At 41.4% G+C, this 25,725-nt stretch carries 33 protein-coding genes and 3 pseudogenes; 27 read left to right on the top strand and 9 right to left on the bottom strand.

What is annotated here, in order from left to right; all coding sequences use genetic code 11:
• Positions 1 to 86 precede the first annotated feature (86 nt).
• The 9 genes and pseudogenes from E4N69_RS03920 to E4N69_RS12775 all read left to right on the top strand — a co-directional run.
• Entirely contained in the window at positions 87 to 542 is a 456-nt protein-coding gene (locus tag E4N69_RS03920) for a DUF2004 domain-containing protein (protein ID WP_253824584.1), read from the top strand.
• A gap of 150 nt (positions 543 to 692) precedes the next feature.
• Positions 693 to 1,157 carry an imm11 family protein gene (locus E4N69_RS03925; protein ID WP_253824585.1) on the top strand — a complete coding sequence of 155 codons (465 nt, stop codon included), beginning with the start codon at positions 693 to 695 and terminating at the stop codon, positions 1,155 to 1,157.
• A 28-nt stretch (positions 1,158 to 1,185) separates the two neighbouring features.
• Positions 1,186 to 1,869 (top strand): hypothetical protein, encoded by a 684-nt coding sequence (locus E4N69_RS03930; RefSeq protein WP_253824586.1) that lies wholly within the window; start codon positions 1,186 to 1,188, stop codon positions 1,867 to 1,869.
• Positions 1,866 to 2,336, top strand: a complete 471-nt coding sequence (imm9, locus tag E4N69_RS03935; RefSeq protein ID WP_253824587.1) for an Imm9 family immunity protein — start codon at positions 1,866 to 1,868, stop codon at positions 2,334 to 2,336. The genes E4N69_RS03930 and imm9 overlap by 4 nt, the downstream gene beginning before the upstream one ends.
• A 149-nt stretch (positions 2,337 to 2,485) precedes the next feature.
• Positions 2,486 to 3,028 (top strand): RHS repeat-associated core domain-containing protein, encoded by a 543-nt coding sequence (locus tag E4N69_RS03940; protein ID WP_305880164.1) that lies wholly within the window; start codon positions 2,486 to 2,488, stop codon positions 3,026 to 3,028.
• A gap of 15 nt (positions 3,029 to 3,043) precedes the next feature.
• Positions 3,044 to 3,727 carry a hypothetical protein gene (locus tag E4N69_RS03945; RefSeq protein ID WP_253824588.1) on the top strand — a complete coding sequence of 228 codons (684 nt, stop codon included), beginning with the start codon at positions 3,044 to 3,046 and terminating at the stop codon, positions 3,725 to 3,727.
• A gap of 26 nt (positions 3,728 to 3,753) precedes the next feature.
• The gene (locus E4N69_RS12770) at positions 3,754 to 4,035 is read left to right on the top strand and encodes an RHS repeat-associated core domain-containing protein (RefSeq protein WP_371922364.1); all 282 of its coding nucleotides are present in this window, start codon (positions 3,754 to 3,756) and stop codon (positions 4,033 to 4,035) included.
• Between the two features lie 220 nt (positions 4,036 to 4,255).
• Positions 4,256 to 4,540, top strand: coding sequence for an Imm32 family immunity protein (locus E4N69_RS03955; RefSeq protein WP_253824589.1), 285 nt, complete (start codon positions 4,256 to 4,258; stop codon positions 4,538 to 4,540).
• 35 nt (positions 4,541 to 4,575) lie between these two features.
• Positions 4,576 to 4,869, top strand: a pseudogene (locus E4N69_RS12775) (Imm43 family immunity protein); the annotation flags it as partial.
• An 87-nt stretch (positions 4,870 to 4,956) separates the two neighbouring features.
• On the opposite strand, the gene E4N69_RS12705 reads toward E4N69_RS12775, so the two are convergent.
• Positions 4,957 to 5,235, bottom strand: coding sequence for a plasmid mobilization protein (locus E4N69_RS12705; RefSeq protein WP_367618037.1), 279 nt, complete (start codon positions 5,233 to 5,235; stop codon positions 4,957 to 4,959).
• 41 nt (positions 5,236 to 5,276) lie between these two features.
• Here E4N69_RS12705 and E4N69_RS03960 point away from each other — a divergent pair, with 41 nt between their 5' ends.
• Together E4N69_RS03960 and E4N69_RS03965 are read left to right on the top strand one after the other, a co-directional pair.
• Positions 5,277 to 5,735: a DUF2004 domain-containing protein gene (locus tag E4N69_RS03960; RefSeq protein ID WP_253824590.1), complete on the top strand. Its 459-nt coding sequence runs from the start codon at positions 5,277 to 5,279 to the stop codon at positions 5,733 to 5,735.
• A 120-nt stretch (positions 5,736 to 5,855) separates the two neighbouring features.
• A complete protein-coding gene (locus tag E4N69_RS03965; protein WP_253677615.1) occupies positions 5,856 to 6,515 on the top strand; it encodes a hypothetical protein in 660 nt (219 codons plus the stop codon).
• 92 nt (positions 6,516 to 6,607) lie between these two features.
• On the opposite strand, the pseudogene E4N69_RS03970 reads toward E4N69_RS03965, so the two are convergent.
• The 3 genes and pseudogenes from E4N69_RS03970 to E4N69_RS03980 all read right to left on the bottom strand — a co-directional run.
• Positions 6,608 to 7,003 (bottom strand): annotated as a pseudogene (locus E4N69_RS03970) (alpha/beta hydrolase); the annotation flags it as partial.
• A 79-nt stretch (positions 7,004 to 7,082) separates the two neighbouring features.
• The gene (locus E4N69_RS03975; protein WP_016519404.1) at positions 7,083 to 7,754 is read right to left on the bottom strand and encodes a methyltransferase family protein; all 672 of its coding nucleotides are present in this window, start codon (positions 7,752 to 7,754) and stop codon (positions 7,083 to 7,085) included.
• Positions 7,755 to 7,840: 86 nt separating this feature from the next.
• Positions 7,841 to 9,337 carry a carboxylesterase family protein gene (locus tag E4N69_RS03980; RefSeq protein ID WP_253824592.1) on the bottom strand — a complete coding sequence of 499 codons (1,497 nt, stop codon included), beginning with the start codon at positions 9,335 to 9,337 and terminating at the stop codon, positions 7,841 to 7,843.
• A gap of 243 nt (positions 9,338 to 9,580) precedes the next feature.
• Between E4N69_RS03980 and E4N69_RS03985 the strand changes: the two genes are divergently transcribed.
• From E4N69_RS03985 to E4N69_RS04005, 5 genes are all read left to right on the top strand, one after another.
• Positions 9,581 to 9,997 carry a YbgA family protein gene (locus tag E4N69_RS03985; RefSeq protein ID WP_253824593.1) on the top strand — a complete coding sequence of 139 codons (417 nt, stop codon included), beginning with the start codon at positions 9,581 to 9,583 and terminating at the stop codon, positions 9,995 to 9,997.
• Positions 9,969 to 10,334, top strand: coding sequence for a TIGR02328 family protein (locus E4N69_RS03990; protein WP_253824594.1), 366 nt, complete (start codon positions 9,969 to 9,971; stop codon positions 10,332 to 10,334). Before E4N69_RS03985 ends, E4N69_RS03990 begins: the two co-directional genes overlap by 29 nt.
• A 498-nt stretch (positions 10,335 to 10,832) precedes the next feature.
• Positions 10,833 to 11,342: a GrpB family protein gene (locus E4N69_RS03995; protein ID WP_253824880.1), complete on the top strand. Its 510-nt coding sequence runs from the start codon at positions 10,833 to 10,835 to the stop codon at positions 11,340 to 11,342.
• Between the two features lie 185 nt (positions 11,343 to 11,527).
• Positions 11,528 to 11,785 (top strand): type II toxin-antitoxin system RelB/DinJ family antitoxin, encoded by a 258-nt coding sequence (locus E4N69_RS04000; protein ID WP_016519408.1) that lies wholly within the window; start codon positions 11,528 to 11,530, stop codon positions 11,783 to 11,785.
• A gap of 3 nt (positions 11,786 to 11,788) precedes the next feature.
• Positions 11,789 to 12,052 carry a Txe/YoeB family addiction module toxin gene (locus E4N69_RS04005; RefSeq protein ID WP_253824595.1) on the top strand — a complete coding sequence of 88 codons (264 nt, stop codon included), beginning with the start codon at positions 11,789 to 11,791 and terminating at the stop codon, positions 12,050 to 12,052.
• A gap of 63 nt (positions 12,053 to 12,115) precedes the next feature.
• On the opposite strand, the gene E4N69_RS04010 is transcribed toward E4N69_RS04005, so the two are convergent.
• On the bottom strand, positions 12,116 to 13,735 hold the full coding sequence (locus E4N69_RS04010) for an ATP-binding protein (RefSeq protein ID WP_253824596.1): 1,620 nt from the start codon (positions 13,733 to 13,735) through the stop codon (positions 12,116 to 12,118).
• A gap of 216 nt (positions 13,736 to 13,951) precedes the next feature.
• Here E4N69_RS04010 and E4N69_RS12780 point away from each other — a divergent pair.
• The 4 genes and pseudogenes from E4N69_RS12780 to E4N69_RS04030 all read left to right on the top strand — a co-directional run.
• Positions 13,952 to 14,023, top strand: a pseudogene (locus tag E4N69_RS12780) (pyrimidine dimer DNA glycosylase/endonuclease V); the annotation flags it as partial.
• A 70-nt stretch (positions 14,024 to 14,093) separates the two neighbouring features.
• Positions 14,094 to 14,432 (top strand): hypothetical protein, encoded by a 339-nt coding sequence (locus E4N69_RS04020; RefSeq protein WP_253824597.1) that lies wholly within the window; start codon positions 14,094 to 14,096, stop codon positions 14,430 to 14,432.
• Positions 14,433 to 14,587: 155 nt separating this feature from the next.
• The gene (locus E4N69_RS04025) at positions 14,588 to 14,779 is read left to right on the top strand and encodes a hypothetical protein (protein WP_016523493.1); all 192 of its coding nucleotides are present in this window, start codon (positions 14,588 to 14,590) and stop codon (positions 14,777 to 14,779) included.
• Positions 14,780 to 14,782: 3 nt separating this feature from the next.
• Positions 14,783 to 15,472, top strand: coding sequence for a flavodoxin family protein (locus E4N69_RS04030; RefSeq protein WP_253824598.1), 690 nt, complete (start codon positions 14,783 to 14,785; stop codon positions 15,470 to 15,472).
• Between the two features lie 120 nt (positions 15,473 to 15,592).
• On the opposite strand, the gene E4N69_RS04035 is transcribed toward E4N69_RS04030, so the two are convergent.
• The 4 genes from E4N69_RS04035 to E4N69_RS04050 form a co-directional block, all read right to left on the bottom strand.
• Positions 15,593 to 16,030: a CPBP family glutamic-type intramembrane protease gene (locus tag E4N69_RS04035; RefSeq protein WP_371922377.1), complete on the bottom strand. Its 438-nt coding sequence runs from the start codon at positions 16,028 to 16,030 to the stop codon at positions 15,593 to 15,595.
• Positions 16,031 to 16,188: 158 nt separating this feature from the next.
• A complete protein-coding gene (locus E4N69_RS04040) occupies positions 16,189 to 16,974 on the bottom strand; it encodes a protein-ADP-ribose hydrolase (RefSeq protein WP_253824600.1) in 786 nt (261 codons plus the stop codon).
• Positions 16,975 to 17,170: 196 nt separating this feature from the next.
• Entirely contained in the window at positions 17,171 to 18,466 is a 1,296-nt protein-coding gene (locus tag E4N69_RS04045; protein WP_253824601.1) for a hypothetical protein, read from the bottom strand.
• Between the two features lie 14 nt (positions 18,467 to 18,480).
• Positions 18,481 to 19,734, bottom strand: a complete 1,254-nt coding sequence (locus tag E4N69_RS04050; RefSeq protein WP_253824602.1) for an ATP-binding protein — start codon at positions 19,732 to 19,734, stop codon at positions 18,481 to 18,483.
• Positions 19,735 to 20,134: 400 nt separating this feature from the next.
• On the opposite strand from E4N69_RS04050, the gene E4N69_RS04055 reads away from it, so the two are divergent.
• Genes E4N69_RS04055 through E4N69_RS04085 form a run of 7 tightly spaced genes read left to right on the top strand, consistent with a single transcriptional unit; the run spans position 20,135 to position 25,720 of the window.
• Positions 20,135 to 21,469 (top strand): flagellar hook-length control protein FliK, encoded by a 1,335-nt coding sequence (locus E4N69_RS04055; RefSeq protein ID WP_253824603.1) that lies wholly within the window; start codon positions 20,135 to 20,137, stop codon positions 21,467 to 21,469.
• A gap of 16 nt (positions 21,470 to 21,485) precedes the next feature.
• Positions 21,486 to 21,965 carry a flagellar hook assembly protein FlgD gene (gene flgD / locus E4N69_RS04060; protein ID WP_162662827.1) on the top strand — a complete coding sequence of 160 codons (480 nt, stop codon included), beginning with the start codon at positions 21,486 to 21,488 and terminating at the stop codon, positions 21,963 to 21,965.
• A gap of 31 nt (positions 21,966 to 21,996) precedes the next feature.
• A complete protein-coding gene (gene flgE / locus E4N69_RS04065) occupies positions 21,997 to 23,388 on the top strand; it encodes a flagellar hook protein FlgE (protein ID WP_162662829.1) in 1,392 nt (463 codons plus the stop codon).
• 23 nt (positions 23,389 to 23,411) lie between these two features.
• A complete protein-coding gene (locus tag E4N69_RS04070; protein ID WP_162662830.1) occupies positions 23,412 to 23,609 on the top strand; it encodes a flagellar FlbD family protein in 198 nt (65 codons plus the stop codon).
• Between the two features lie 17 nt (positions 23,610 to 23,626).
• On the top strand, positions 23,627 to 24,406 hold the full coding sequence (locus tag E4N69_RS04075) for a motility protein A (RefSeq protein ID WP_253715268.1): 780 nt from the start codon (positions 23,627 to 23,629) through the stop codon (positions 24,404 to 24,406).
• A 3-nt stretch (positions 24,407 to 24,409) separates the two neighbouring features.
• Entirely contained in the window at positions 24,410 to 25,126 is a 717-nt protein-coding gene (gene motB / locus E4N69_RS04080; protein WP_162662832.1) for a flagellar motor protein MotB, read from the top strand.
• Positions 25,127 to 25,168: 42 nt separating this feature from the next.
• Positions 25,169 to 25,720 (top strand): flagellar basal body-associated FliL family protein, encoded by a 552-nt coding sequence (locus tag E4N69_RS04085; RefSeq protein WP_162662834.1) that lies wholly within the window; start codon positions 25,169 to 25,171, stop codon positions 25,718 to 25,720.
• Positions 25,721 to 25,725 lie beyond the last annotated feature (5 nt).

Here is a 25,725-nt window from a genome sequence, read left to right on the forward strand (position 1 = left end):
GTACGTATTAGCAGATTGGAACCCGTTTGTCAAATAGTATGGCAAATTGATATTTGCTGCAAAAAGTTTTTATTGGAGGTGAAACTATGAAAAAAATGGAACATCAATATTTCGGTCAGTTGAATCTTGCGGTAACAGACGATGTGGACGTAATTTGGGAAAAAGAGATTCAGGGGATAGATACCTGTCTTTGGCTCGAAAAAAATGTAGAACCGTCTACCGGCATACTCGACTTTTGTGCACAGTTTCTTGAGAACATAGACGATAAAATAAAAGAAGCAAGAAAAGCACTTATAGCATATTTAAACGATGACAGCTACTATATTGACTTTCATATTGAAGAATGCGAACTGGAAGATTTGCCGAGTGATATTACCGAGTTTGTAAGTAAAATGACGGTAACGAATGTAGACTTATGGATTGACAGTGAACAGCCGCACATCGCAATGGATTTTATGATTGCACCTGATGAAAGCGATGAAATACTCTGCGTAAAATTCGGTGAAGATGCAAAGATCATAGCCATTGATTGGGAAAGTTAAAAGGAGATGTCATGGGAATTTTAACTAAAACACGAAGCAATGGATTACTATAAGTTGTTTTTCAATTTGTCAGAGCAATATGGCTGTCTCGATTTTTCATTTCCGACGAATTACGAGGATTACGAATTACTTAGGATTGAATATGATCCTATGGTAGAGTTTGACGCTCCGATCGAATTCGATGTGGATTTTGATTCAGGAAAAGATGAATTAGACTTGAATCTAAGCCAAGGGGGGAGTGTTATCGTCTCGCATCGATTTAAAGATGTTTATGGAGAAAAGGATTTTAGATATTTCCCTATTGTACCTTCAGAGTGCAATTTGAAGTTTCATTATTACCTTTTGGGATTTCGTACTTTTCTTGATTGCATTGATGAAGAACACTCAATAGTTTCATTCTGGACCAAGGAGGATGCACATTTTAATCCCCTATTAGAGGGAACCTACAAGACGATTCGTGATATAACAATATCACGAACAAAAACGTTAGGAGTTGATGCCTTTCGATTATTAAAAGCCACGGAAGAGATGTTTGTTAGCGAAAACTTCGTTAGGGAATTTTACCGGAACTCTCTCTCTGGGGCAAAGTTCACCAAGATCAAACTGGTGAGATAAAGTGTATCGTAGACAAAGAGTTGAAACAATGGCTTCAAACATTGGAAGGGCTATCCTCCTTCTTTTTGTTCGAAAAACTGAACTGCACCCCAAAAGTTGGACAAAAAAAGAAGACTTTTTTACAGGAGTTCGAAGTTCGAGTGAAGGACTCCGTAAGAAACAACCCCGACTTATTACGAAAAACAGGATGGATATAAATATGAAATGGTGGCAAATACAATTCCCCGAAGAGGAAACTTCCTCAACACCCCTAGCTATCTCTCCAGATGGGAAAAAAACACTTATAGACTGGATGGAGGCAATCGAATCTAACAGAAGATTTCCATTCCAATACAGACTATCCCCCAAAATGTCATTGGACGACTATATCGCCGATGACTTGGGTGTACCATTATTCTCAGAACAAGTTCGAAATATCATAGATGAATTAATGACAGGCGAGGAAGGAATTGAATGGTACGAAGTGTCCGTAGTTCAGTCAAGAAATCAGTATCGTTATTTTGCTCCAAAATTCACTAGAACTCTTGATATACTTAATGAAGACAGTTCTCTTTATGGGGTGAATAAGAGCATATTGATTAAAGCAGTACTCTCTGCGGAGAAGATAAAAAAATACTCGATTGTCCCAATTGTTGGTTCCTCTGAGGCGTTTTTCTTCCCAACGAGAATAGCGATCTCTGACAGAGTCAAAAAGGCGTTGAAAAAGTCATGAAGGAGCATATTGAGATATCATTTCCAAGTGAAATATCAAACTTAACAAGCCTAGAAATTGATCTGCAGGCTGTAGAAGTTAGGTTTAGTGAGATAGTAGATAAACTTGCGAAAGAACTTGATATAGGAGGAAGATCTTTGATTATTTCCGTTATGACCAGAGCCTCGGATAGGGTTGGGGTAGCTAAACGTTCTTTTCGCTGGGGAGATCGGTATCGCTTATTTATCTCAATCTCCATTCCTAGTCATAAACAAACTCTATGGGGACTTCGAAAAGTAGAATGGTCTTTATGGAATCCGATATCAGACAGTAGGCACTTTTATTTCGTAGAAGAGATAGATTACTCAAGTTATAATACAATAGAGGACTACATTGTCGACGCAGCGACAAAAGCACTAATTCTACTTTTTACCAAAGGTGTAACATGTGGTGGGCATCGGATTAAATTCAGCAAATGCCCTTTATGACCCTGACCGCAAGCTTCGCAAGTACCTCCAAGGGGGTAAGATCGAGCAGTCGGGCGAGTGGCACTTCGAGTATGACAAGGATGGACAGCTTACCGAGAAGTACAAAGGAGCGGGCAAAGTGGTGGGACACTACCCGTCGCAGACTCGATATGAACGGAAAGATACTGGAGGAGGAGTACAATAGGAACGCCCCCTACAGCGAGCAGATACGCATACCATTCCTTTTCCAAGGACAGTACTACGACCACGAGACAGAGCTGGCATACAACCGATTCCGATACTACGACCCCGAACTAGGACGATACATCTCCGAAGACCCGATACGATTTGATAGCGGAACGACTGCGTTGCATAGCTATGTCGAGGATACTACTGGCTGGATAGATATCTTTGGACTAGCAAAATCTCATTATAATGGGAAAAGAGGGGAAGCAAGAGCTAAGCATGATTTGGAGCGAAGTGGATTCAAAAACATTCGAAAACAAGTAGAAATGATGGTAAACGGAAAAAGAACCATTGCGGATTTTGTTGCAGAAGACGGGCATGGTAAAGTGCATGTGTTTGAAGTGAAATTTGGTAGTGGCCGACTAACTGAGAATCAGAAAAGTACCCAAGCATATCGACGAGGGCGAAATGCTCATGCCAATACAAGTAAAAGTGGTGGAGGTGCTATCAAAACATCCGTATATTAAGTATAATAGTAAGCAATGAGAAGTACAGATATCGAGAGTTTGGTAAAGAAACTCTTCAATACATATATAAATGAAAGTGAAACATTGAGAGGTGTTTATCATTTTTCAACTATTTGCAAAGATGTAGGAGGGGTAAAAACTCATATTACTGGACTTTATCCAATAGGATTCTCAGAAGATGAAGTAATCAGGCTTAAGTACCTAAGAGGAAAAATGAAAAGAGTAGGTGCAGTGGCAACGATATTCCTCGAGCTAGAAATAAAAGAAGGGATTCTAGCAGACTGCATTCGACTGTTTAATTTAAATAGTCCCTCTGATCCCTATGTATTTAGACTGTATTCTTCTTCTCTGCTCCGAAAACGCTTGTTTAGGGATGGGGCTATTTCTATTTACTCCTCTAAGGAAGAACTGGAATCTGCTGTTTTAGAGGTTATTTGTGCTATTGAGGAGTATTTTATACGTCCTCAATGTATGATTTATAATATGAATGTGGATTTGCTGGAGTATATTGATAAGAATCACTCATTTTTCACATACCCATTTCTTTCAAAACTTATCATTTATCTGAGACACACTAAGAGTAGAGATGAAAATGAGCTGTACTCTCTAGCAGACAAGCGCTTTTCAGACTATAAGTATAGAACTCAAATAATAAGGCTAGCTCTGACCGAGTCTATTCATAGAGTCATATGTAACTAGTATCAGTTTGGCGTCGCAGGCTGGATATGAATGGTAAGATACTCGAGGAGGTGTACAATAGGAATGCCCCCTACAGCGACCGTATCCGAATACCATTCCTCTTTCAAGGGCAATACTACGACCACGAGACGGAGCTGGCATACAACCGATTCCGGTACTACTCGCCTGAGCTAGGACGATACATCTCCGAAGACCCGATACGATTTGCTAGTGGAACGTTAGCACTGCATAACTATGTAGAAGATAGCAATAGCTGGCTGGACGTGTTGGGGTTAATATATATGAGTAAAAAACAGGTGAGGGTGTAAATTCTAGCGTCACGGTATTCTCAAGGCAGAAGGTTACCCATAATCAAGTAGAAATATTGATAGCCATGGTCCCCATATACACATCAATCGGGGAACAAAAAAAGAACAGTATATAAACATATCAGGGTTGACTGTTGGACAGGCACAAGAAAAACTTCCTAAAAAAAATAGCACAGAATCCTCGTGTCCAAGACGCTCTTAAAAAGGCATTGAAGTATTGATGAAAAAAAGAAGCATAACGGTTCGCTATAACGAAGAGGGGATCCCGTATATTACACCCAAGTCAGGTTGTTATCTTTCCTTTCAGATCTCACCTATAGGAGGTGAGATTGAAATTTTGGGTAATGAAATCGGATTACAGCTTCTAGCAAGGAGCATCTTAGGTATAGCTAAAATGGAGGAGGTGGATATGACATATCATATCCACCTAGATGAATTGTACTCCTTAAATAAAGAAGGTAAGAGTTTTGTTCTTCGTAAAATAGAGAATGACGATCTTAAGTGAAGAAGTATGGAGAGTAGTAAAATTGCGACTTTCTAGAACGACAAGGTGATAATAAAAAAAAAGAGTACTACTACATCCGCTTCTATAATTATACAGACTTAATTGACCATACGTCATCTAATATTGTTTATGACAAGAAAGGCTTTATAAAGAAGCCTATAGAGCTACACTTAAGGACAGATATATCCCAACAGGTATTTATGACAGATAGTAGCTACTTCTTCAACAGGCTATTTTGTACTGATGAGTTTCGAAAAGCTTGCTTGGAAGCTTCTATTTATGGGGTGGAATTTGTGGAAGCGTTAAAAGCTGGAATCTATAAGCCATAATACTCTCAAGATAGTACGACTCGTATTGGGATTGTAGGTAATCCTACTGATTAGAATTATCCGCCGAGTAAGCGAGGCGAAGAAAAGTCATTGGGTTCTTAAATCCTCCCTTAGAGCTATCGCTTGCTCTTGTAGCTTAATGAGGAGCACGGAATACTTCTCGAGCTTGGCGAGCATTCGTTGAGCCGTGGCTACGGAGTGGTAGCTGTTCAGCGTCTTCACGGCTTCGTTGTAGAGGATGCCGATCTGCTGGATAGAGGCGATGATGGAAGACAATTCACGGAGATGCGAGTCTGTCCGAAAAATTGTGTAAATGGATATGTACGTATTAGCAGATTGGAACCCGTTTGTCAAATAGTATGGCAAATTGATATTTGCTGCAAAAAGTTTTCATTGGAGGTGAAACTATGAAAAAAATGGAACATCAATACTTCGGTCAGTTGAATCTTGCGATAACAGACGATGTGGTGGATGTAATTTGGGAAAAAGAGATTCAGGGGATAGATACCTGTCTTTGGCTCGGCAAAAATGTAGAACTGTCTACCGGCATGCTCGACCTTTATGCACAGTTTCTTGAGAACATAGATGATAAAATAAAAGAAGCAAGAAAAGCACTTATAGCATATTTAAAAGATGACAGTTACTATATCGACTTTCATATTGAAGAATGCGGACTAGAAGATTTGCCGAGCGATATTACCGAGTTTGTAAGTAAAATGACGGTAACGAATGTATCCTTATGGATTGACAGTGAACAGCCGCACATCGCAATGGATTTTATGATTGCACCTGATGAAAGCGATGAAATACTCTGCGTAAAATTCGGTGAAGATGCAAAGATCATAGCCATTGATTGGGAAAGTTAATTGGTGTTGTAGCTAAAGAGATTGAAAATGAAGAAGAGAAAAAAATGATAGTTACAAATTTAAGTTTTAAAGAGAAGAATATGAAAAAATTCATATCAAATAAATGTTAGGGATGGGCGTTTGAATAAATACAGCCGAATACTAAATAAAGAAGTGAGAATATACAAAGAATGGGTTTATAAGCATTATTCTGAGATGACTGAAGATACTGATAATGGAGAATTTCTAGGTCCTTCTTTTGATAGAATGAGAGAATCTGCAATCTCATTTGTAAAGAATGTAGAAGTAAAAGATGTTACCGAAACTGATTTAGAATCTATACTCTATTGTGTAGCCAGGGACAATGAATGCGAATATTTGGCTGACTTTATTTCGTCATATAAAGAATGGTTTAAATATTTGATTGAAAGATGTATAGATTCAATTTATACAACTGCGAAGTGGCAGCTAGTAAAAAGATTGCCAGTTTATAAAGATGATAGTTCAGTTACTGATTGGGTATTCAAGTATATAAATGTAGATGATGAATATACACAGAGAATGTCTTTAAGTGCTTTAAGTGAGATAGATTATAAAAAAGCAGAACAGTATGCGATTGAATTTTGGGAAAGAGACAAATATAAGGGTGATACCTATGCTGAAGAGTATCAAAAAATAATGGCACTCAGTGTTCTTTATAAAATAAAATCAGATAAATTAAGCGAATATATTGAAGCGGCGAGACAATTAGACTTTGTTTATTTGAAAGAGAATGCAGATGAGATTGCAAATTCTGATTAATTTTCTAATTTTCTCACTAGGAGGTAGATTGAAAAGTAGCTAACTTAATGCAGCATTCAATCTGTGAACTTGTCGAGGCGTAACAAGCGCTAAAGATATTTCCACGATAAGGGTTCGCCGAACTGAATGTTGATGACTTTTTTTAGTCTAAGTTCTTCTTCGGATATCTTTGCCCGTTTCATCATGTGTAAAATGATATTTTTCATATCGACAATGGGGGAAACAAACAGTGCTTTTTTGATCGGTTTTTCCGATAAGGACAACATAGAAAAGTAAGCCCCTATACTGTTTGCAATTAATAAGATTTCATTATAATTTGGAATAAGGGAATCAAAATAGTTTTGAAATTCTTCACCTGCCTGCCAAGGTAACTCCGATTTATAATCAAAGCCTAAAACATCATAAGCGTCATTAAAAAACTTTTTATAGTAAAGCGCTTCGTCGGCAGAACCGCCTTTTCCGTGTATATATACAACTGCATTTTTCATATAAAATACCTCTACCTATTTACATACAGGACAATATATTCGATTTTTCCTAACAAGCTCAATACGGTAAAATCAGTACTCACCAAAGATACGGAATGATTTTGTATTTTACCTTCTTTTTATATTCGGTGTATCCGTCTAAATCTTTTTCAAGCACTGCTTCTTCGTTTATAATTCTTTTTGCAATAATGACAGGATATGCAAGAAAAACGACAAAAGAGATAAGAGAACCCAGCACCAAAGGCATCGACAGAAATAAAAAAATCGTTATGGTATACATAGGATGGCGAACAATCCCATACAATCCGGTATCAACGACCTTTTGCCCCTTTTGGACTTCAACCGTTCGTGATAAGTAGGCATTCTCCTTTAATACTTCCGCATAAAGCATATATGAAAGCAGAAATATAGCGGTACCTGTCCATGACAACCAATCGGGTGCTATTATCCATCCGAAGCGGAAATTCAATCCGGCTAAAACAAATCCCAAAAGAAACATTGCGGCACTTAAGTTTATCACCAGACGTTGTTCCGCTTGCGATTCTTTTGTGTTCAAGCGTTTTTTGAGCAAGTCCGGATTTTTCAACAGTAATACAATTCCTGCGAAGAGCATCGGAATAAATAATATCCCCATCAACAACCATGCTTTCCAATAATGAAAAGTTCCTGCAGGTAAAAACAATAAAATTCCTATGGCCACCACGCCGAGAGAAAACTTTAACAGTGCTTTAAAGCATAAATCTTTTTCCATACAACCTCTTTTATATTCCCCTTCGCTCAGTTCTTTATGAGCTGTATAATTTTTTCACAATGCCTTTCTGTTATTTTTACGGAAACTTATCTACGGTTCTGTATATATTCTTTTCTGAGCTTATCGGCAATACCGCTCTTTTGAATATGGTGAATAAGATTTGCATGCGGAAACGGTATGGTTTTGATATCTTTATCATATTCTGTAATTTTTCCGGTTTCATTAAAAAGCGGACGCCCTTCTATCTTGCCGAACTTAATAAACTGTATCCAGTCCTTTTGAATTGCAATAACGGCAGCCTTATTTTCATCGGTAATGTGTATATTCATGTTATCTATGGTGCCGAAGAAAAATGCAAGTTCCGCCCCATGATATGAGCCGCGAAGTCCATTATATAGATTAGGAATATAATTCATTCTATATCCGTATACGGGAGATTTTTCTCCGATTTTTTCCATGAGGAACAGTGCACTTGAGTGAAATACAAGCAACTCCATGATTTGAATTTGTAAGTCTACGATTCCGTTCGCTTCCGGTTTTAGTTCGGATTCAAGAGAATCTGCAAATTCTCCGTATTTTTTCAACAGAAATTCTTTTAAATGTTCTTTGTTCTTTGTAATTCCAAGGGCTTTGTAGTACATCGGTAATTCAATCATGGAAAATTCATCTTTATTTGACCCTATCAGTACCGGCATACAAGGGAATGATCCTCGTTCCAACAGATTCATCGGGTGCTCTGTAAAAAACTTACCGTCAATGATATCATTTTGACCTCCTTTTAGTTTCATCAATTTTTTAGCCGACAATTTTTTCAGGTCTTCAAGTCCGTTTAAATGATTTTTTGACAGCATTTTTTCATATTCATTTTTTGCGAAATCATATTCAGACAGTATCGGGACATTTCCCGCACAAAGCATGAGTTTATGAAACAGTTTATTACTCAGCGGATTTAAATAATGATACAGGGCTGCGACTGCGCCTCCGCAATGCCCCATAAGTGTAATGTTTGTATTATCTCCGCCGAATGAGTTGATATTATTATGAATCCAAGTTAAAGCTGCTTGCTGATCAAGGTAGGAAAGCGACCCTCTTACTTCTCCTTTTTCAAAAACAGGCATATAGCCGAAGTTTCCTATTCGATAAGTAATTGTAACCGCTACAATACCTTGCTCGGCAATATGCGCCATTGTGTATATCGGAACCGTTCCCGATCCTTCTCCTCCGCCGTGTAGAAATACAAGCACCGGTTTCTTTTTCGTAAAATTGTCAGGCGCCCATATGTTTACTACAAATGCATTTTCCGTTTGGGTATCTTTTAACGGTTGAAATTCCGGACGCAGCATATGATGTTTCATTAAAATATTTAAAAACAGCGGATATTTTCTCTGCGGAAAGCATACTGTCTCCGTTCGGTTAATTACTGTTTCCGGCGTATAGTCTTTTTTATTAAGAATTTTTGCATATTCAAATCTTTTTCCTTGTGCATAGGGGACGCTCAATATAGAATACACTGTTCTGCCTTCTTCTGTTTTTCCGACTATATCCGCATATACTCTGCCGATTTCTGTCTGTACTGTTTTCATTTTATATCTCCGTTATGCAAATTTTTATCTCTTATTATTTATAAATAGCATATCGTTTTTAAGATACATTTTCTATCAGTCGGCAGATCAACGTCGGATTGCCTATATTCTCAATACTTATATTTTTTTGTATAATTGCAGAGTGTCAATTAAAAGAGATTTTTTCAGGGGATTCCGAATAAGTGATAGGGCATCTCGAAAACCTGACCTTGGGCGAATTTGTTCGAGATTTAAAGAAACGATATGAGAGAATCAAATCAATTAAAAGAATGTCAGAAACTTTGGGCAGCACATAAGTATCTCGTTCTCAGCAAGTCCGGCTCTATTTATAACGAGATTCGCGAGTATTTAAAGCGGGAGAATGCACAAGTGCGGCATGTGTTGACTCTCATTGATCAGGCGCGCACTTTACCGGAGGATCGAGGACAAGTCTGCAACGCGTTTCAGCATATCTGGGGATATTTTAAGAAGCAGGCTACTCAAGATGAAAAGGCGGAGTTTATGTATTGTTTGGAGCAATATCGCAGCGGTCAGGCGGAACAGGAAATTTTGTTGGGCGCTGTGCGCAAGCTCCTTGCAGTCTACCCTAACAAGTATTTGCAGCAATCGCATCTATTATTCGGAGAACAAGATGAGACTGTGGCATCAAGATATGATTAGCAAACTCCCGCGTCAACAGCTGTTGGGACAACATAGGGAGTGTTGTGCCTTGCGCGGAAACGGCTGGGGCAGGCAGCATACAACCGTCAATTATGTTTTTCGTTATTCACCCTATCTGCTTTATTGTTATCACCAACTCATTATGGCAGAGATGAATCGGCGAGGCTACAAGGTTAGTCCCGAGTGGTTGGACAAAGACTATCGCGGCAGGAGATGTCCGGCATATAACAATTTAGCGGTCATTGAAGTACCCAACCCCATATATACCGAACATGATGACTGCTATTATCGTGAGTGTCTCAAGAATTTGGAAACCAAGGGAATTCATTTGGATTAATATTGTGAGGCTTCGCTATAAAAAGAAAGCCATTGTTCATCGTTTTTTTCTTCGGAGGTTCCCCTCACTGCGTTCGGGTCGCTACGTCCGCTGTTCCGCTATCGCTCCAGATTAAGAATATGGACGAGCAGACCATATTTCAAAGATAATCCGAATGAAGCTATTAGACGAATTGCTTCCTTAAAAGAAGATACGAGTGAATATGTTAGGAAATCAGTAGGCAATGTTTTAAGGGATATTAGCAAAAATTTCCGGAATTAATTGAAGCTGAACTCAATAATTGGAACGTAGAAAGCAAAGAAATCAACAACCCCGACGCGAGCGTCGGGGTATGTTGTTCTCATAAGGTGGTTGCAGTCGGCTTTAATACCCTTCGTTACGACGCAAGCGTCGGGGTATTAAACCCTCCGCACGAATAAATCAAGTGTATAAGTTGGCGAGTAAATTTATTAGCTGATAAATGAGAAGTTGTAGGGGGGTAAACTGGCACGGTATATTATTGTAGTTGCATATGACCCGAGATGGGTTGAGCAATATAATTCAGAAGCATTAAAAATAAAAGGGATCTTGCAAGATAACTGCGTTACAATTCATCATATAGGCAGTACCGCTGTTAAAGGACTTTATGCAAAACCAATCATTGATATTATGCCTGTTGTGCATAGCCTTGAAGAAGTAGATGGGGTCAGCACTGAATTTGGGAAAATCGGCTATGAATATATGGGCGAGTTCGGAATCAAAGGACGACGCTATTTGAGCAAAGGCGGCAACGACAGGACGCATCATATTCATATTTTTCGCGAAGACAATACTGCTGATATAAGCCGCCATTTGGCAGTCAGAGACTATCTCAGAACGCACAAAGATGTTTGCGAAAAGTATTCTGCCTTAAAACGTACGCTTGCCCAAAAATATCCCTACGATATAAACAGCTACAGCGAGGGAAAAGCTTCTTTTGTTCGACAGATGGAAAAGAATGCTGTAATATGGAAAGAACAGGCAACATAATTATTGTCCGAGCTTTTTAAACGATAAATTCCAGCTTGCCTAACTCAAACAATTAAATAAGAAGCTACAAAGTAATTCACAAACTAGTAAATCTGCTGCTGCCTGCATCAAACCTGAGATAATACCGTTTACAAAAGTATTGCGTTTGCATTGCTTTTGTAGTATCTTAATACTAAGAGGTAACTATGAAAACAGCAGTTTTACAAACACGGATAGATAAAACGCTCAAACAGGATGCAGATGCTTTTTTCGAATCAATCGGAATGGATACGACAACTGCGATACGTATCTTTTTAAAGCAAACGTTAATCCAGCGTAAAATCCCCTTTGAAATCGTTCAAGATAATTCTTTTTATTCGGATAACAATATAAAGGCTTTGGAACATTCTAAAGCTCAAATGGAAAATGGGCAGCATTCAATCCGTGAGCTTGTCGAGGTGTAACAATTGCATAAAGATTTTTCAGATGATGCGTGGGCTGATTACACCTATTGGATAATGCAAGATAAAAAAATTCTCAAAAAAATAAATCAATTACTTGCTGATATTGAACGAAATGGCAATGATGGCATAGGTCATCCTGAACCCTTAAAAGGAAATCTGAGTGGTTATTGGTCCCGAGCAATAGATGAGAAACATCGTCTCGTTTATAAAATTGAAGATGGACTGATTAAAATTATTCAGTGTAAAAATCATTATAATGATAAATAAAATAGCTTCCTGTATTACACTAGTAAGAACCAAGGGGTACTGTCTGTAAAGCGTTTCTTCAATTTAGTTTTCAAGTATTTCGGTTTTCCAATCCTTAATCGTCCTCGTCTCTTCGCTAAAGCTCGTCCCAATCAGCACAATCTTTTTTCCGTCCGTCTTATACTTTGCAGCGTAGGCGTTCTCTTTGATTTGCTCGAGTGCATCTTCCGCACTGCCGTTACCACTTAGCTTAAACTCGAAGATGTAAACAGTATCGATAGTAATAACTACGCAATCTGCTCTGCCCATCGAACAGTGAACTTCCGTCTGTACAAACTGCCCCATCAGTTTAAAAATCAGATACACTGCTGTCTGGTAGTTTTGTTCCCGCAATTTCAGCTCTTTATTACTAAAGTTGTCATACGAGACGCCGGCGATAAGCGACTGCATCCGTTCCATAAAGCCGTTTACGTTCCCCTTGCGGACATCTTCCACAAACTGCCATACTGATTTTCCCGTCTCACTAAACGGTACCGCAGTGTATGCAGGTAATAGATTCTTTAAAAAGCCGTATCGTACCTCATCGTTCGGAAAGCCGAGACGGTACAGCCGAGCTTCTTTGATATACTCTTTAATCGTTAAATACCCTGATTGAAATAAAATAGGAAACGGCTCCTGTGCAGCAGCTCGATACGTTTGCAAGCCTTCTTCATCAAGTTCAATATTTCCATCCAAGTCGGGGATAAAGTAGTGGGCTTCTTTCAGGTAATTGACTAAAAATGTCGGGGTTCCCGTTTCAAACCAGTAACTTCCAAATCTTTCCTTTGCAAACGCATTTAATAAACTAAACGGATTATACATGCCTTCCCCTGCAGGTGCAAAACAGTATCCGTCATACCATTGCTGCAAGGCGGTCAACGTTTCCTGATAGGTTAAGTCTTGACTATCGGCGAGCACTTGTATTTCAGGTTGAAAATTTGCTTCCAATTCTTTTTGGGACATACCGCAAATGCCCGCATAGTGTTTCTCCAGTGATATATCCCGGAGATTATTTAAATCACTGAAAATACTGATCTTGCTGAATTTGGTAACACCGGTGAGAAAGGCAAAGCGGATGTATTCATCACAGGTTTTGATGACGGAGTAAAAAGCTTTGAGTTCGTTTCGGTATTGCTCATTCAAGGCTTCGTTTACACCCATCGTTTGAAGAAGCGGTTTGTCGTATTCATCAACAAGAATAACTACTTGCTTGCCGGTCTGCTTAAAAAGAGCTGCAGTAAGCAATCTAAACCGATCTTCCGGCGCTGCGGCTGTTTTTGGTATAGAATAATGGGCTTCCCATTCGTCCAGATGGAGGTTTAAAATATCTACAAGCGCCTGCTCATCCGTATAATTTTTTGTATTAAAATCAAGATATAGTACCGGATATTCCTGCCATGCGGCTCTGTTTTCCAACACTGCTTGTTCTTCTTCAGCCTTTTCAAGATAGAGACCTTTGAACAGCTCTTTTTGTCCGAGGAAGTACGCCGCCAATGTTGAAAGAAAGAGACTTTTCCCAAACCGCCGCGGGCGGCTGAGAAAATAAGGACTGGAAGTTTGTACAAGCTTCCAAATAAATGGAGTCTTATCAATATAGAGATATTCATCTCGGCGAAGTTTTTCAAAACTCTGTATACCTATCGGCAATTTTCGTGGAAAACTCATGCAATAAGTATAGCAGGATTTGTCCTATCTGGCAATTTAGCGACTTTTGAAAATATACGGCGTATACACTGCGCAGCATCATTACAAGCGTACGTTATTATCTAACGATTGACAGTTTGCCGCACGTTATGAGAGAATCAAATCAATTAAAAGAATGTCAGAAACTTTGGGCAGCACATAAACGCCTTGCTCTAAGTTATATATTGAGAGAGTTATATGAGACTGTGGCATCAAGATATGATTAACAAACTCCCGCGTCAACAGCTGTTGGGACAACATAGGGAGTGTCTCAAGAATTTAGAAACCAAGGGAATTCATTTGGATTAAGTAGGGTAACATCAAATGTATGGAACTTTGTATGGATAAAAGTGAAAAGCTCATTAAATATACACTGTGGGGCTCCATAGCCTTAGACATTATTCTTTGTACGTGCTTCGTTATCGGTTTTTCACTGGGACTTGGAAGTGTGGAGATCGGCTTTTTCATGGTAGGTCTTGTTTTCCGGTACGGACTAACCATAGCCATCATCAGCATTTTATTGAAGTTTGCTGTTATTGCTTTGAGTTTTCAAAGAGATACAAATATAAAAAGAAAGTCATGGTCCATCGCTTTTCTTTCTCTGGTAAGACTGTTGATTATAGGCGGAGTAATCTGGGGAATTTATTATATCGGTAAAGTGATGACTGCCGTAGGATAACCCATCGCTAACCCTTTTAATATCTTTTTTTGCTCATCTCTTACAGCAACAAAGCTCTTCAAACAAGGATCTACCGAATCAATCTTTTAAACATAGATAGTGCTCAATACTTGTGGTATAATAGGGCAGCTGAAAATCGCCGGGGAGTTGTGATTATGGTAAGAGAAGCGGTTAAAGAAGATTTATATGAATTATTGAATCTATCTCTGTTTTTGCACGAAAAAAATATTCCGGAAAATTCAAGCCGCATGGAAAATACATGGAACACAATTATTGAAGATGAGAATCATCATATCATCGTCAATGAAATAAACGGTAAAATCGAAATCCGAGGAGATGATTTTTAGACGATGGAAACAGTGATTATACACGGACAAAATCATAAGGGATCAACATATCATATTGCGAACAATCTGGCATTGAAAGTCGGAGGAAACATAAAAGAGTTTTTTTTGCCGAAAGATTTCGGTGAGTTTTGTACCGGTTGTACAAAGTGTTTTTTAGAATCGGAAAAACAATGTCCGCATTTCGACAGACTTAACCCTATTACCGAGACGATAGACAAAGCCGATTTGATTATTCTTGCAAGTCCCGTATATGTAATGCACCCAACGGGTTCTATGAAAGCATTTTTAGATCATTACGGATATCGTTGGATGGTACACCGGCCGGAGGAAACAATGTTTTCGAAGCAGGGTGTGTGTATTTCCACTGCCGCGGGTGGGGGGATGAAATCTGCAAATAAAGATATGGCAGACAGTTTGTTTTTTTGGGGAGTTGCTGAAATTTACACATACGGCAAAGCTGTTCAGGCTGTAAAATGGCAAGATGTAAGTGAAAAAAATAAAAAATCCATAGATAAAGCATTAAGCTCTCTTGCAAAAAAAATTACCGATAAGTATGGTAAAGCGAAGCCCGGAATAAAAACAAAACTGATGTTCAATATCATACGCCTCTTACAAAATAAAATCCGGAATCGGGCAGATACGGATTATTGGCAGGAAAAGGGATGGCGGGATAAAAACCGTCCGTGGAAATAATGATAAACTTTGGAAATATTCTATAGGGAACCTTTGAAAACCAACCGGATTTTTAGAGATGCCGCATATTAACTTGAAAGTTTAGTTGAGAAATTCAACGATCCACCCTTTTCCCGAAATTCAGCTTTCCAATATTCTCCCTATATGGCGTTTTTCAAAGAACATATCTTTGTTTGTAAAAACGATAATTACAGCGGCAACTGTAACACAGATTGTTTCGACGCATTTTGTCGTTTGGGTCATCGCAATCTTTTCCTGCATGAAGTTTACAAAAAGGTGAAAAATAATACTTGCAAGCATGCTTCGGTTATTTTTCACATAAACCCATGTTGTTATAAAACCGAAGGGAATAATAGAAATAAAAAAATTGAATATATACAAAACATTCATTTCGCGTATTCCGTAATGGTAAGTGCCCGGAATAAAAAACAGCGGGAAGTGCCATAAAGCCCATACAAAGCCGAATATAATAGATTCTGTGAACCAACTGCAATATTGAGCGATTGAGTCTTCACCGTAACCGCGCCAACCGACTTCTTCCAAAACCGAAGCAAGCAGTTTCTGATTTTTCCGAAAAGTTCATAATCCATCTCCTTCACGGATGTTCTTCGGCATCCGTAATGTTAGACGGATAATAACCTTGCTGCTGCGATTATGAAAGAAATGATACATTACAATCCGAGAAATTTTCGCTACTTATAGTAGCAGGGGATGTCTCAAGACATCAATTTGTTATAAATCGCTTCATCTTTTTCGCTGAATACGTTAAACACGATTTTCATTGTGCTGTTGTTTTTTGCTTTCCAGTCTTCAACCGTTGAGACGGCAATCTTCGCTGCTTTTTGAGCAGGGAACCGGAACACACCGGTTGAAATACAGCAAAAGGCGATAGATTCTACACCGTTTTCGGCTGCGAGGTTCAGGCAGGACGTGTAGCAGTTTGCAAGCAGCGTGCAGTCGCGCTCGGTAAGTTGACCGCTGATAATCGGCCCTACGGTATGCAGCACATACTTGCACGGTAAATTGAACGCAGGCGTAATCTTTGCAGTTCCGGTCGGCTCTTCGTGTCCTTGTTTTTGCATGATGCCGGCACACACGGCGCGCAGCTGCACCCCCGCGAAGGTGTGAATACAGTTGTCGATGCATGCATGGCAGGGCTGCCAACATCCGGTCATACCGCTGTTTGCTGCGTTTACAATCGCATCGACTTTAAGCGTTGTAATATCTCCCCGCCACACATACCAATCTCCGTTGCCCCGTTCGGTAACCGGTTTTAAATCGGCAAGGCCGGTAATACCGCGCTGCCTGATCGCTTCCTGCAAATAGCTGTCCTGTATGCGCAGGAACTCTTCGCTTGTATGCTGCGGCGGCCGGATATTCATCAGAGAGCGGAGCAGATTCTTCTGTTCATCCTCATCATCCGGCATCTGCACATCGCGATAGTTGGTATTTTCTTTTAATAGATATTCGATTAAAAAAATACGTTGTTCCTTTTGTGTCATCTTTCCCTTCCTTAAAATGCAACAGTTGAACAAAGTTTCAACTTTGGAAACTGTTGCATTGGTACGCGATAGCGTACATACAATAAGTAAGTTTTCGGTAGAAAACTTGACGGTTAACGAGGCTGCGCAATGTTAGCAGCCGAAGTTATACCTTCTGATAAACGCATCAATATTTTGGAAATATACGGCTCTCATTCTACCGCTGCTTACTATCGCCCCATCCGTGCAATGCCCGTGTATCGGGATCTACATCGTATTGTATTTCTTCATACAGATTATCGTCAATGCAATCGCGTTCAATCATCTTTTCAACGATGGTGTTACGGCAGAGGGGGCATTTCATGTTACGATACAGTATCCGGAGAATATCGTTAAACACGGGATATTTGGCTAACGCCTTTGACTCTAGAGCCGTATGTTTTATCTCATGTATATCGAAGATAGTGCACAGCTCAAGCAAGTTAAAAAGCTCGGTCTTTTTGTTTTCAGAGTAATATTTCAAGCAAACTTTTATAAAGGCATTTCTGGTATTGTCGTCATACCGGTCTTTTAAAAAATCATAGACGGCAGGATCATTGAAGGGAACAAGCGCTTCGATAATATCTTGCCGAAACGGCTTATTTTCAGTTGCTTCAAAAGAATCGAAGAGTACCTGTGCAGGAATTTTGATTTGCCGTTCGCCGAATAATCGGATAAGTCTTTTTTTTAACGGCAGTTCAGCTTCAAGAAATACATTCGAAAGTTTTTGGATATCGGCTTCGCTTGCACGTCTTCGTACCCATCTCCAAAGGCTGATACGTTCCAGTCGGGTTGGGGAGGGTTTTCTTTTCAACAGTGCAATGGCTGTATCCGCCGTATACTGTTTTTGTTTTTTCCTTCGTGTCTTTCGTTTTATGTGCGCGATTGCGAGATAGCGGTCGATTGCCGCATCATGTTCGTTGCGGAGCTTTTCTGTCAGCTCCGCTTCAGTGTATCCGATATCTTCCGCATATATATCGTAAAAAGTAGAGTCGATAAACTCTTTTTTATTATCTTCTGTAATATGGGTACCGAAATAACGAGCGAGGTATACAACCGCCTCATATTTATCGAGCAGCAGTAAATCGCTCAAGCCGATCATGCCATTATACATATCTTCTTCGGCATACTGTTCGAATTTTTTGTACAGCTCGGTCTTATCGAACCGCCTCGACTCGACGAGCTTCCGTACAAATCCGAATACCTGCAATTCACCCCAATCTCTATCGTCCATTGTGTTAAAATATGCGATAACGCGCTCGTCGATCTTTTCTCTGTGCGGATATAATTCCAAGAGATCGTACAGATATTCGGTGCGGCTACCTTCACATTGCGGATCGTAGGCTTTGTTTTCTATAATGTTAGCGTATAAGATTTCTTCAATTTGCTCCGAAGGTTGGATACAGCCTTTTTTCAGCAAAAGATACGGTACACCGGTACCCTTCTCAAGCTCCTGTTCAAAAACGGCAATCATAGTTACTCCTAGTTTCAATACTCCAAACTTCGGTCATTCAGCAGAAAGTCATAGAGATTCATAATCAAAATACCGGAATCATTGTAATACGGCGCCGGTGCATCTTTTGTGATGATGATCTTTTTAAAAGAATCGCCTGTCCTTATCAGCGGACGCTGTTCTTGTTCTATTTTTGCTTGATCGGGGAGCGCGTACGCCGACTGAATATAATACCGTTTTGAACCCTTGTTGCAGACAAAATCGATCTCCAGCTGTTTGCGCAGTCCGTTCCCTTTCTCATTCGATTCATATTGCGTAATAACCCCGACATCAACATTGAACCCGCGGATTTTCAGCTCATTAAAAATGATATTTTCCATTGTATGCGTTTCTTCCAGCTGCCGAAAATTGAGCCGGGCATTGCGCAGTCCCATATCCGTAAAGTAATATTTTACCGGCGTATCAATATACTTCTTTCCTTTTATATCGTAGCGGATTGCTCCATCGATTAAAAATGAGTCGCAAAGATACTCGATATAATTTTTGACGGTGGTATTGCTGACGGTTTTCTTTTTAACGCTTTGAAAGGTATTTGAGAGTTTGGTGGGATTGGTAAGGGAGCCGATAGACGACGAGAGAATATTGAGCAACTCTTCCAACTCCTGCCGATTGCGTATTCTGTGCCTGCCTACAATATCGGAAATATAGGTTTCTTCAAAGAGCGATTTCAAAAAGGAGATTTTTTGATCAGGCGTCGGAAAATTCACCACCGGAGGCAAACCGCCGTAGAGCATATAGTCATTCCAGCCGTCCTGCTTTGTTCCCTGATACACGGACATAAACTCGGCAAAGTTCAGCGGATAAAGATGTACATTGTCGCCGCGCCCGCGAAATTCGGTAATGACATCTTTAGATAAAAAATGCGCATTACTGCCGGTAACATATATATCGACATTTCCCATTCGGAGCAGGCTGTTCAGAACGGCCTCAAAATCTTTGAGGAGCTGTACCTCATCCAACAAAAGATAATATTGGCCCTTATCGCTTATCCGTTCTTTTAGATATGGATGGAGCACATTCGGGTCTTGAAACTGCTTGTTTTCAAAAACATCGAAGGCACATTCAAAAATACGGTTGGGATCGGCGCCGTTTGCAAGCAAATAATTTTTGAACAGATGAAAAATCAGATAGGATTTGCCGCACCGCCGTAAGCCCGTTACAACTTTAATGAGCCCGTTATGTTTTCTGTTGATTAGCTGATTTAGATACAGGTTTCTTTCGATTTCCATAGCGATGTCTCCTACTGAATATTTTTGCGTAAAAGCGCAAATATTTTCAGTAGAATAGCTTATTTTCTGCCTTTATACAATATCTACTGAATATTTTTGCGTAAAAGCGCAAAAAATTTCAGTAGACTGTTTTGCTTATTCTATAAAATCTTTCCTATTTTGTCTCTTTTCTTTCTCAATAAGGTTGAAAAAAAAGCCGAAAATCATAAAGACGAACGTTTATTTTCAGCCGTTGAAATAGCGCGGCTGAAAAACACTGCGAGTTTGCTTTCGCAAACGTCGTAGATTATATGTGCGCTTTTCGCGCACGAATGCAACAGTTTCCAAAGTTGATACTTTGTTCAACTGTTGCATTTTAAGGAAAGTTTATCTATATAGAGGTAAATTGGAGGTTCAATACATGCAAGCACTTGATGTCCAGAACGATATGCAGCCGGTCAATTACACGGATGCGGTACAGTCAAGTAATCAGGATAAAAAAAATGCAAAAGAACCTGATGTGAAGGGCTCATCCTTTATCGATATAATAAAAAAGCTGATGGCGGAGGAGACCGACAGCCGTACTGCGGGAGAAGAAAAAATATCCGGCAGCACCGCATTGGCTCAAGAGGCGTCGGAACAGACTGAGCGTAAAAAAAATGCTGCGGCGCAAACCGAATTATCCCGGCTAAAGAGCAAAGCGGGAAAGCAAAGCGATACGCGCGCACAACACCTTGCCGAAGCAGATGCACGGGAAGGGGAGTCCGCCGAAGCGCTTGCAGACGCGGATGTTTTGCTTGCCTTTGAAGACGGGATCGATGTAAAGAATGCGCTTGAAAACGGCGCGGATAAGCAGCTTCAAACTTCGATGTTTGCTCAAGCGGAGACGGATGCCGTGCCTGAGGAAGCCGCGGTGCTCTCTGCCGAAGAAGCTCAACTGTTAAAAAAGCAGAAAAACGGCAAAGCGGAATCCGGTGTGGCTGTAGGTGTAGCGGCTTCCGGTACGGCAGAGCTGTCCGGAAAGCTGAAGAAAAATGCTGATGAGCTCGCCGCGGATCGTTCTCTCGAAAAAAGCACAAAGGTACAGCAGGTAAAACAGCACAAGCCGGTGTTTACCATTATAGATGAACGCACGGTGAATGCTGCTCCGGTTACTGCGGACGGTTCCGTACACGAAGCCGGCGCCGCCGTGCGGGTTACCAATGCGCCATCGGTTGATATGGCGGCGGACTTCCGCAGTATGACGGCTGGTTTGGGTACCGCTGCAAATGGTACGCAGACAGCACAGGAGAGCGGCGCACCGAGTTTTGCCTCGTTGGTTGCGCAGCAGGTGCAGGATATGGCGCCTGACTTTGTGCAGGCAGGGCGGATTGTGCTGCAGGATAACAACGCAGGCGTCATCCGCTTGCAGATGCAGCCCGCGCATCTCGGCAACGTCAGAATCAATTTGGAATTGGCCGGCGGGAAGAAAATCGTCGGGAAGATTATCACGGGATCAAAAGAAGCATACGAAGCGTTCAAAGAAAGCATTGAACAGCTTGCAAAAGCCTTTGAACAGGGCGGATTCTCGAGTGCACAATTCGATGTCAGCTGGTCAGGCGAAGGCGGCGGCCGGCAATTTGATGGTGAGAACAGTCAATTTAATGAATTATTTGCACAAAATGACCGGCTTGAGGTAATGCAGGGTAATCGTTATGCCGATACTGAAACTGTCTACGCATTCGGGCAAGATCAAGCGGTGAATGTATTTGCGTAAGCGGAGGTAAGAAACTATGAATATCGGTACGGTAGCGCAGGGAAACGGAATTCCGATGCCTTCTTTTGAAATGAGTCCGGAAGAAAAAGCCCGGCTCAACATGGAAGTAGACACAATCAATAAACAGAATTTTCCGGAGGGGAGAAAGCCGAAGCAGGAGTTGGGAAAAGACGATTTTCTTCAGTTACTGGTAGCACAGCTGACCCATCAGGATCCCACCAGCCCGCTGGAGGATACTCAGTTTGTTGCTCAGATGGCGCAGTTTACGTCGCTTGAGCAGCTGACAAATATGAACCAGAGCTTCGGAACACTGAATAGACTGATCGGAGATTCTTCGGCGGTCAATGTGGTCGGTAAGCAGGTGGATATCGAGCAAAGCAGTGGTACCGTTTCGGGAACCATTACGGCTGCAACCCGCGGCGAAAACCCGCAGGTACAGGTTAACGGCAAATGGTATGCATGGTCGGACGTACAAACCGTCTATGCAAATAACTAAACTATATAAATAGAAGAGAGGAGATACAGATATGATGCGGTCATTATTTTCCGGCGTTTCCGGAATGCAGAATCACCAAACAAGAATGGATGTTATCGGTAACAATATTGCAAACGTGAATACGACAGGCTTTAAGCGCGGACGAGTCAATTTTCAGGATTTGATTTCTCAGCAGTTGAGTGGCGCTTCCCGTCCGAACGAAGAAGTCGGCGGTGTGAACCCGAAAGAAGTCGGGCTTGGCGTTATGGTTGCCAGCATCGACACCGTGCATACGCAGGGTGCTTTGCAGTCAACCGGTATCAATACCGATATCGCGGTACAAGGAAACGGTTTCTTCGTACTCAAGTCGGGTGAAAAGAGCTTTTACACCCGCGCCGGTGCCTTCGGTGTCGATAAAGACGGCACGATGGTGAACCCCGCAAACGGTATGCGCGTGCAGGGCTGGATGGCACAGGAAGTAGACGGTACCCGCCTTATCAATACCTCCGCACAGACGGAAGACCTCATCATCCCGATCGGGCAGAAGATCGACGCTCGTGCAACCACCTCGGTGAACTATGCCTGTAACCTCGACAAGCGACTGCCGGAGCTTCCCGAAAACGCAAACCGCGCTCAAACCTTGGAATCGACATGGACAACCGAGTTTAAAGTATATGATACCTTCGGTGAAACTCATGAACTAAATTTAAGTTTTTCGCGCGTCCCGGGCACTCAGAACCAGTGGCTCGCAACAGTCAATGTTGACCCTGAAAACGCAGAAGCAACGGCAACGCGCACGGGCGTCGGCACTACCGAAGGAACCGGCAACACGTTCACCGTTACCTTCGATAACTACGGACACCTTGCTTCGGTTACCGATACGGCAGGAAACGCCTCCGCCGCAGCAGGACAAGTGCTCGTGCAAGTTTCATATAACGTTCCCGGTGCGACAGCCGGAGAAGACGGTGCTCCCGTCCGCCACACCTTCGATATCAACTTAGGTGAGATCGGTACTTCTCGCAATACGATTACCCAATTCGCCGAACGCAGCACCACCAAGGCCTACGAGCAGGACGGGTATGCAATGGGGTATCTTGAAAATTTTAAGATTGACCAGAGCGGTATTATCACCGGTGTGTACTCCAACGGCGTAAGCAACGAGATCGGTCAGCTTGCGATGGCGGGCTTTGCAAACCAAGGCGGTTTGGAAAAAGCAGGTGAAAATACCTATATTCAGTCGAATAACTCCGGTATCGCCAATATCACTACTTCGGGCGTTATGGGAAAGGGTAAACTGATTGCCGGTACCCTTGAAATGAGCAATGTCGATTTAACCGATCAGTTTACCGATATGATTATTACGCAGCGCGGATTCCAAGCAGGAGCTAAAACCATCCAAACGTCCGATACAATGCTTGAAACCGTATTGAATTTGAAACGGTAATAAGGTAATATGAAGGATACATTATGATAAAGGTTACGCGGCTTAACGGTACACAGTATTGGATAAATCCCCATCAGATTGAAACGATAGACTGTAACCCCGATGTAACGCTGCACATGCTGTCGGGCAAGAGCTTTGTGATAAAAGAAACGCCTGAGGCCTTGCTCGATGCTATTGTCGCGTACCGCAAATGTATCGGTATCTTTAAAAACGAAATGTAAGGGAGCTGTCTTAAGTTATGGATATAGCATCATTTATAGGTATATTCGGCGGTATTGCTGTCGTTATGTTCGGCGCTTTCATGGGAAGCTCGCTCGGCGGACTTATCGACGTGCCTTCGATGTTCATCACAATCGGCGGTTCGTATATGTGTTTATTCTTAACGTACCCGCTTTCTTATGTTATCGGTATCTTTAAAGTTATGGGCAGGGTGTTTAAAGTTGCCGACTATAAAGAAAAAGAAATGGTGCAAAAACTCGTTGCCTTGTCCGAAAAGAGCCGCCGTACCGGTCTTTTAGCGTTGGAAGAAGAAATCCAGGATTTTGAAGATGACTTTCTTCGCACCGGTTTGCGCAATGTTATCGATGGTATCGACGGAGCAGCTATCCGTGTGTCGATGGAAAACGAATTGACGCAGATGGAAGAGCGGCATAATAAATGGATATCATTAATAAACGCATGGGCAACACTTGCCCCCGGCTTCGGAATGTTGGGAACGGTTATCGGTCTTATCGGTATGTTGCTGAATATCGAAGATAAGAGTTCGTTAGGACCGAATATGGCAGTTGCGTTGGTTACGACGTTTTACGGCTCTATGATGGCAAACTGGCTGCTTATTCCGATGGCGTCAAAGCTCGCCTATCAGAATAACTTGGAAGTACGGTCAAAGGAAATGATTATAGAGGGAATACTCGGTATCCAATCAGGCGACCATCCACGTATTCTTGCGCAGCGATTGCTTACGTATCTTGATCCGAAGGATCGGAAAGTTTTGGAATCCGAGCTGATAAAGGATTAGCCCATGGCACGGAAAAAGAAAGGCGCGAACGCTCCCGGGAGCGGATGGCTGACAACGTACGGCGATATGGTTACGCTGATGCTTTGCTTCTTCGTTATGTTGTATGAACCGAGCGAAGTCGATATTACCCGTCTGCAGGCATTGTCGGCGTCTATCAGCGGCGACCCTACCGGCGGTTCAATTTCGTTATCGGCGGGGAAACTTGCCGATCTCGGTAATACTATCAGCTCCATGCCGTCGATGGAAAAAGGGAAACTGCTCGGAACCGCTTTAAAAAAAGCTGTGTCGATTTTCACGCCTGAAATAAAGACCACTAAGATCGCCGTTACCAGCGACGAACGGGGGATTGTTATTTCCCTTGCAGCGGATGCCTTTTTTGCACGGAACAGTGCAGAGCTGAATATTGAAGAAAGTCGCGAAACATTGTTGAAAATTGCGCAATTTTTATCCGATAAAGAATTAGCGGCTCGACGTTTCCGTATTGAAGGACATACCGATTCGAGTGATGCGCTTGCCGGAAAGTGGACAAGCAACTGGGAACTATCAGCTGCCCGCGCAATCAACGTATTACATAATTTGACTGACTTTGGTGTACAGGAAGATAAGTTTTCTATTGCCGGCTATGCAGATACTCGTCCTGTCTATTCCAATGAGACTGCAGAAGGGCGTGCCTACAATAGGCGGGTTGATATTATTATTTTGGATGATGCACATTTTTAGTGTGTCCTGAAAGATTTACTAGGAGAAAGAGGAGTAACCACAATGGCTGACGAGCATACAAATTTGACTGATGAGCATGGAATGGATGAAAACATCGGTGTCGATAATCCGGTAAAGGCTAAAAAGGCGGGGCTTATTCCGACGCTTCTTAAATACATTGCCATTACGCTTGCTGCTTTGATTTTTATCGTAACGGTTGTTGTTATTACGGTTAATCTCATGTCAAAGCGAGGGCAATCTCAGTCCGAATACCCCATTGCGGAAGAATACCGCGATTCGCGTGAAATGCTGCAATATTATTCTGCAATCGGTGCTGTAAAAACATTTACCAAGGATGTTACACCGGGCACCGTTGTCGTCAACGTTGAGCTCGGATATCCGCAAAACGACAAGACAACCTCGCAGGAACTGACGGCACGGCTGGTTGAATTAAAGGATTTTCTTCGCGGTTATTTCCAAAGCAAAACGATTGCGGAACTGAAGCAAGAAGAGAAAATTAAAATTGAGATACGCAATCAAATCAATGACAATATACTATCGAAGTCGAAGATAAAAGCGGTCGCTTTTACTCAATATGATATTATAGAACAATAGGGATT

This window comes from Treponema sp. OMZ 906, assembly GCF_024181185.1.
Taxonomy (GTDB): Bacteria; Spirochaetota; Spirochaetia; order Treponematales; family Treponemataceae; genus Treponema.